This window comes from Clostridium sp. ATCC BAA-442 (assembly GCF_964239415.1).
GTDB classification, from domain to species: domain Bacteria; phylum Bacillota; class Clostridia; order Oscillospirales; family Oscillospiraceae; genus Flavonifractor; species Flavonifractor plautii.
The window spans coordinates 1-7409 of record NZ_CAXSQB010000086.1; the positions used below are offsets into that span (position 1 = coordinate 1).

2 protein-coding genes are annotated in these 7409 nt (G+C 53.2%); both read left to right on the forward strand.

What is annotated here, in order from left to right:
• Nucleotides 1–196: 196 nt before the first annotated feature.
• A complete protein-coding gene (locus ACESY8_RS19160) occupies nt 197–3427 on the forward strand; it encodes a TIM-barrel domain-containing protein (RefSeq protein ID WP_434307960.1) in 3231 nt (1076 codons plus the stop codon).
• Nucleotides 3428–3502: 75 nt separating this feature from the next.
• On the forward strand, nt 3503–7321 hold the full coding sequence (locus tag ACESY8_RS19165; RefSeq protein ID WP_257591978.1) for a TIM-barrel domain-containing protein: 3819 nt from the start codon (nt 3503–3505) through the stop codon (nt 7319–7321).
• Nucleotides 7322–7409: the final 88 nt, after the last annotated feature.

Sequence of the window (7409 nt, forward strand, 5' to 3'; positions counted from 1 at the left end):
GGCACCGAGATCAACTTTGCCTTCCGCCCCGACCTCATCCACCTCTTTGACCCTGAGACCGAGAAGAACCTGATGTACTAAGGGCATTGCTCTCCGCCGATTTGTAGAACCGCCCGGACAAGCCGCACCCAGAGGAGGTGAGCGATGGAACTCTGAAGCAGACCGTTTTACCGAAAGAAAAAGGGAGGATTGCGCATTGAAAAAGATTTTTCGAGTCTGTATAGCATTGCTTCTATGTTTTTCTTTGGTTACCCCGGCATTCGCCCTGGACGGAATATGGCACAATCCCTATGGCATTGATGATCTCTATGACCATGAACCCACCGAGATATACCCTCTGACTCCCATCGCCGGTGAGATGATTTATATCAAGAGCACAACATGGCCGGTGGAGGCAGGACAGTCAGTGTGGCTCACCTATACGAAGAATGGGGAGCCCCAACCGGATATCGGCGCAGAATGGAAGTACAACAGCGGAAACAACAGCTATTGGGAGGCTGCTATTGGTCCTTTTGAAAAGGGTGATGTTATTGAGTATACCGTCTTTGCAGACAAAGATGGGCAGAACACGCAGTCTATTGGCCCGTTCTCTTTCCACGTAGTGGAATGGGAAAGGGCGCAGTCTGTAGAACTCGGTTCACAGGAAGATGGCCTTGTTGTTCTGAATGTAACGTCTGACCAAGGGGATTCTACGCCTAAGCTGGGGCTCAGCTTCCCATCTGCTGATGTCCTGCGCTTCCAGTTTTCCCCGCTGGGAGATGTGGCCTTCGAGGCAGGGGCTGCTGACTACAGTATTGAAGAGGACAGCAATAGCATCATTATTTCCACCAGCGCACTTGAAGTGACGGTTACAAAGTCGCCTTATGGCGTGGAAGTGCGGGATTTGGATACCGGCAAACTTCTGACGCAGAACGGAGGCACTGGCAGCGAGCTATCCTGGCTGACGGATGGCGCCGGCCTCGTGAAAAATTTCCGTGGCAGGTATGAATCGCCTTCCAGTGAAAAGTTTTACGGATTTGGGGAGCGTTATAACGGAATTGAAAAGCGTGGAGAAACGGTGGATATTTACGTTTATAACCAGTACCAGAATCAGGGCGAAAGAAGCTATCTGGCCGTACCGTTTTTCTATTCCAGCAAGGGATACGGCTTGTATCTTGATTCCACCTATTACGCTCAGTTCGATATGGCAGACAGCGATCCGAACCAGTATACCTTTACCGTGAATACCTCTGGTGATGATCCTGTGCTGGATTATTATATTATCAGCGGAACGCCGGAAGAGGTGATTGGCGGCTATTCCGAGCTTAGTGGGAAGCCCCAGGATATGCCCAAATGGGCATTTGGGCTTTGGATGTCCGCCAATGAGTGGGATAGACAGTCCGAGGTGCTTTCGGCCGTAGAAAACGCAGAGGCCTATGACATTCCGGCCTCTGTAGTGGTCTTGGAACAGTGGAGCGACGAAAACACCTTCTATATCTTCAATGACAGCACCTATACGGCGAAGCCGGGCGGAGAGGCGTTTTCCGGCAGTGACTTTACCTACAGCGAGAAATGGCCTGATCCCGCCTCTATGGTGGATACCATCCATGACAATGGGATGAAGGTGCTGCTGTGGCAGATTCCTGTGCTCAAATACACCGATTATGCCTGGGAGCAGAAGGACAATGACGAGGCATACATGATTGAGCAAGGCTACGCCGTCGGAGACGGCGAGGGAGGCCAATACCGTATCCCATCCTCCGGGTGGTTCGGCAATAGCCTGCTTTTGGACTTCACCAATCCGGACGCGGTGGACTGGTGGATGTCTAAGCGTGCTTACCTGTTCGATGATATTGGAATTGATGGCTTCAAGACCGATGGCGGTGAAATGGTCTGGGGCCGCAATACCTCCTTCTACGACGGAAGCGATGGCCTGGAAATGCGCAATGAGTATCCGAATGCCTATATCGAAGCGTATTACGACTTTACAGAGGAAAACACCGGTACCGGTATGACCTTCAGCCGCGCCGGCACCGCAGGCGTCCAGTCCACCGGCGTATTCTGGGCTGGCGATCAGTCTTCCACCTTTGATGCGCTTCAAGATTCGATCAGCGCCGGTTTAAGTGCTGGTATCTCTGGCATCCCATTCTGGGGATGGGATCTGGCTGGATTCACCGGCGATTTCCCAACCGCAGAGCTGTACAAGCGCAGCACCCAGGCAGCGGCGTTTGCGCCTATCATGCAGTTCCATAGCGAGAAGGCAAATCCCAGCCCCAGCGAGGAACGCAGTCCCTGGAATGTGCAGGAGCGCACCGGAGATGATACCATCATCCCCACGTTCCGGTATTATGTGAATACCAGAATGAACATTCTGCCCTATATTTATAGTGAGGCACAGCAGTGCACAGAGGATGGCACCCCGCTGATGCGTGCCATGATGATCGACTTCCCGGAGGATCCGGAAGCCTACGACTTAGAAGAGCAGTATATGTTTGGCCGGTCGCTTCTTGTGGCACCTGTCCTCGAAGAGGGGCAGACCGTAAAGGAAATCTATCTGCCCGAAGGCGAGTGGATTGATTTCTTCCACAACGCTCTCACCGCCGGAGGCGGCACAAAGAATTACTACTGCGATGTAGATTCTATCCCTGTCTACGTTCGCAATGGGAGCATTATTCCCATGAATCTCAACGAAGATTATGAATTGGGCGGCTCCATCGGCAACGATGTGGACAACTACACGAATCTGACTTTCCGGGTATACCCGAAGGGTGATAGTAGCTATACACTTGTCCACAGCGACCGGTCCACGATGACCGTAAGCGCCAGCGAGGACTTTAAGAACAGCTCGGTATCCGTCTCTATCCCCGCTGCCGCTATTCCGGTCACTACGCAAGTGTTCGGCACGGAGCCGACTGGTGTCACGGTCAACGGGCAGGCCATCCAGCGTGCTGCTACTTTGGATGAATTCCAAGCTGCTCAGACGGCCTATTACTACAGCAGCAGCGAGAAGCTGGTCTATATCAAGACCGCCGCCGGTGACGCTTCTGAAATTGAGATTGAGGGGATCTATCAGGCTCCCTATGAAGCGGAACATGCGGAGCAGGCCAATGTAGCCGTAAACACAGATCACGAAGGCTATTATGGTGAGGGGTTTGTGGACCAGTTTGCCTCTGAAGGCTGTGCGGTCACATTTACTGTGAACTCTGACGGCGACACCGCTCTGCTGGACGTCCGCTACTCTGCAGGGACTGAGGCGGCCCAGCGGACTCTGCTTGTAAACGGAGAGTCCATAGTGCTCGATCTGCCGAAAACGCAAGACTGGGATAGCTGGAACACAGTATCTGTTCCTGTCGAATTGGTGTCGGGGCAAAATACAATTACAATTTCCTATCAGGCGGGGAACTTCGCCGGAATCAACCTAGACTGTATCTCACTTCGGAATCAGTGACGACTTGAACCAACACAGGGAGGTGCATGGGGCTTCCCTATGCACCTCCCTGTTGTCTTATTAAGGAGGAACTGTATGCGAACGATAAGAAAACGGCTGCTTGCCCTCTTGCTGACGGTCGCTATGCTGGGTACCCTGTTTGCGGGTCTTCCGATTGCTTCGGCCGCATCGGAGGCGCTCGGAAATGTGACGGACGCCGCAGTAGATGGAAATACGCTTTTACTGACGATTGACAGCGGCGGGAGCGCGTCAGATCTGCTTACGTTGGAAGTATGCCAAGACAATATCCTTCGGGTAGATTACCAGCCAGAGTCTGTGGAACCCAGCCCAGACACCCCGATTATTGACCCTGAGCTTACTTGGGATACCACTACGGCAACGGAAATCGACATTACCGGCGATCCCATTGTGATCCAGACAGACGGCATGCGCATTGAAATCAGCCGTACGCCATGCCGCATGACGGTGATGCAGGCCGACGGAACTACGCTGTTCTGGGAACCAGAGAGCGGAGGCATCTACCACGACGGGGTGCGCTTCGTACGCGCTGAATCCAGCAATATGTATGGTATTCATGGATTTGACTGCTTCAGCGATAATGGGAACCTTCTGCGGAACGACAACAGCTCTACGGCCGCAGCAGGGCAGCAGGGAAATTCCGGCGGCCCGTTTATGTGGTCAACTGCCGGATATGGTATTCTGGTGGACTCTGACGGCGGCTATCCCTATACAAACTCCACCGACCGCAAGATGGAATTCTATTATGGGGGAACGCCGGCGGAGGGCCGCCGCTACGAGAAAGAAGACGTAGAATATTTCATCATGCTGGGAGAGCCGAAGGAGATTATGGCCGGCTTCTCCAAAATCACAGGGACATCTCCCATGATGCCAAAGTGGTCTTTGGGATTCTCCAACTTTGAGTGGGATATCGACGAAGACGAGTTCTATGAAATGGTAGAGCTGTACCGGGCCAAGAATATTCCGATTGACGGTTATGCTTTTGATTACGACTGGAAACGTTATGGCGATGATAATTACGGGGAATTCACCTGGAATACGGATAACTTCCCCTCTGCGGCCTCCACGCAGCTGAAGGAGGATATGGAATCCAAGGGTATTAAGATGATTGGCATCACCAAACCCCGCGTAGTGACCAAGCTCTCTGACGGAACACCGACTGAACAAGGTGTGGACGCAGAGGCCGGAGACTACTTCTATCCGGGCCACTATGAATACACAGACTACTTCCTGCCTGTGACCGTGCGCAGCATCGATCCCTACAAAGCAGCAGAACGGAACTGGTGGTGGCTCCACTCCCAGGATGCTTTCGATCGGGGCATCGTTGGATGGTGGAACGATGAGACGGACAAGGTCTCCTCAAATGGTGCAGATTACTGGTTCGGCAACTTTACCACAGCCTTTATTTCTCAGGCCATGTATGAAGGACAGCGGGAATATACCGATGACAGCGTCCGTGTCTGGCAGACTGCACGCAATTACTATCCCGGTACGCAGAGGTACGCCACCAGCATCTGGTCCGGTGACGTGGCAACCCAATTCTACAAGGGAGAACGGGTATCTTGGGCGGCTGGACTAAATGAGCAAAAGGCTGCTATGCTGTCCACCATCAATAACGGGCAGCCCAAGTGGGGCAGCGATGGCGGCGGCTTCAACCAGAACTCCGGGAACATTGAAAACCCCAGTCCGGAGCTCTACACCAGATGGCTGCAATTCGCTTCTATGAGTCCGGTTTTCCGCGTCCATGGAACAAATCATCAACAGCGCCAGCCTTGGTACTTTGGTACAACGGCGGAAGAAGTGACCAAGTCCGCCATTCAGCAGCGGTATTCCCTGATCCCGTACATGTATTCTTATGAGCGGGAGGCCTATGACTCCGGTTTGGGGCTGGTGTATCCCCTGCTGTTCGACTATCCCGACGACGAAAACGTGGCTGACTACTCCGATGCCTGGATGTTTGGGGAGTGGCTGCTCGTTGCCCCTATCACAGAACGTGGTCAATCCGTGAAGTGGATCTATCTGCCGGAAGGCACCTGGATTGACTATAATCGCGGCACTGTTTATGAGGGCGGCCAGTATATTCCCTACAGCCTCAATAGCGAGTCTTGGACCGACATTCCGATGTTTATCAAAGAAGGCGCCATTATTCCGACGCAGGACGTGCAGGACTATGTCGGACAGGAAACTGTGGATCATGTGACGGTAGACATCTTCCCGAGCGGCCGGGAGACCAGCTTCCGCTATTATGATGACGATGGAGAAACCTATGACTATGAGGACGGCGTGTATTTCACACAGGAAATCTCCGCGCAAGGTACCGGAAATACCGAAGTGAAGATCGGTGCAGTCGATGGAAGCCACAACTCCGGATTGGACTACTATTACTTGGCCGTCCATGGCCAGGCGGCTACCGAGGTTACCAGCAACGGGAGCCTGCCCTATTATGATGACTATAATGCGCTGTTAGCGGCGCCTGGAGAAGGCTGGACAGTGGGCAAGGATGTGTATGGGGATGTAACCTATATCAAGGCCTATGCCGCTTCTGACAGCAACAGCACTTACACGCTCGAAGGCAGCAGCCCCGTCGATGCGGATGGCCAGACCTACGAAGCGGAGTATGCTTCCCTTTTTGGCGCTTCTACAGACACGCAGGCCTCTGTGAACCAGAATCACTCCGGCTACTCCGGAGCGGGGTTTGTCGACAAGCTGGAAGCCGCTGGCGCCGGCGTTACCTTCTATGCTAAGGTGGCCAATGCGGGTGATTATGACGTCACCTTCCGGTACGCCAATGGCGATGCAGCAGAGCGGTCTCTGTCGGTCTATGTCAATGGGGCTTATATCGGCAAAACCATAATGCCCTCCACCGGACACTGGGACACCTGGGCGGATTGCCTGATGCAGCTTCCGCTGGCGGCAGGAAACAACATCATCACTCTTAAGCATGAGGATGCCAGCGGAGACACCGGCTATGTCAACTTGGATTCTTGCACCGTGCCGTTCTATCCGGAAGTGATCACCGCAGAGGCCGAGAACGCCGCGCTCTACGGCACCGCCGGCACAAATCAGGATCACTGGAATTACAGCGGAAGCGGCTTTGTTGACGGGATGACTTCCGCCGGTGCGGGCGCTGAGTTTGAGATTACGGTTCCCAAGGACGGAAGCTATGAGGCATCTATCCGTTACTGCAATGGCACCCAGGCCACGAAAGACCTGAATCTGTATGTCAACGGTTCCTATATAGAGACAATCTCTTTTGGAAGTATCGGCGGAAACTGGAACGAGTGGCAGGAGCTTACCCAGACGCTGGAGCTTGATGAAGGCCGGAATGTCGTTGCGCTGCGTTACGACAGCAGCAACTCCGGCAATGTAAATCTGGACAAGCTGTCAGTGAAGACAGAGCCAGACGCCACAATTTCGATCCCCTTGGTAGACAATGGCGGATTCGAGCGGGACACCTCACAGAGCAGCGCCTGGACAGAGTGGCACCCTGATGGTCAGGCAGTGGCCTATGGAGTAGACTCCGGATCTGGCACAAATCCGCCAGAGTCCCCATATGCCGGCGATAAGCGGGTTTACTTCTACAGCAGCAGTGCATACCAGCAGAGCATCCACCAGGGAATCAATCTTCCGAATGGAACCTATACCGTTCAAGCCTGGATAAAGGTTTCCAATACGGCTCCAGACATTGGACGCATGGAGGCCACTGGTTACGGAGGCGACAGCATTTATGTTGATATGCCTTATGCAGGAACCGGGTGGAGGCTGGTTGAGACGGATATCACCGTTACAACAGGCTATCTGGACATTGGGTTGTACTGCTCCAGCCTAGGCGGTACAACTGTGCATATAGACAATGTGAAGATTTTGAATAAATAGTGGAATTTAATGAGTAACTAAAAGATTATTATCTAAATATACTTAAATCGAAGAACATACCCGAAGAGGGGGGGGGGGGGGGGGGGGG

Bases quoted from the DNA above. Each gene is read 5' to 3' on its own strand.
- ACESY8_RS19165 (WP_257591978.1), top strand. From the start codon at position 3,503: ATGCGAACGATAAGAAAACGGCTGCTTGCCCTCTTGCTGACGGTCGCT.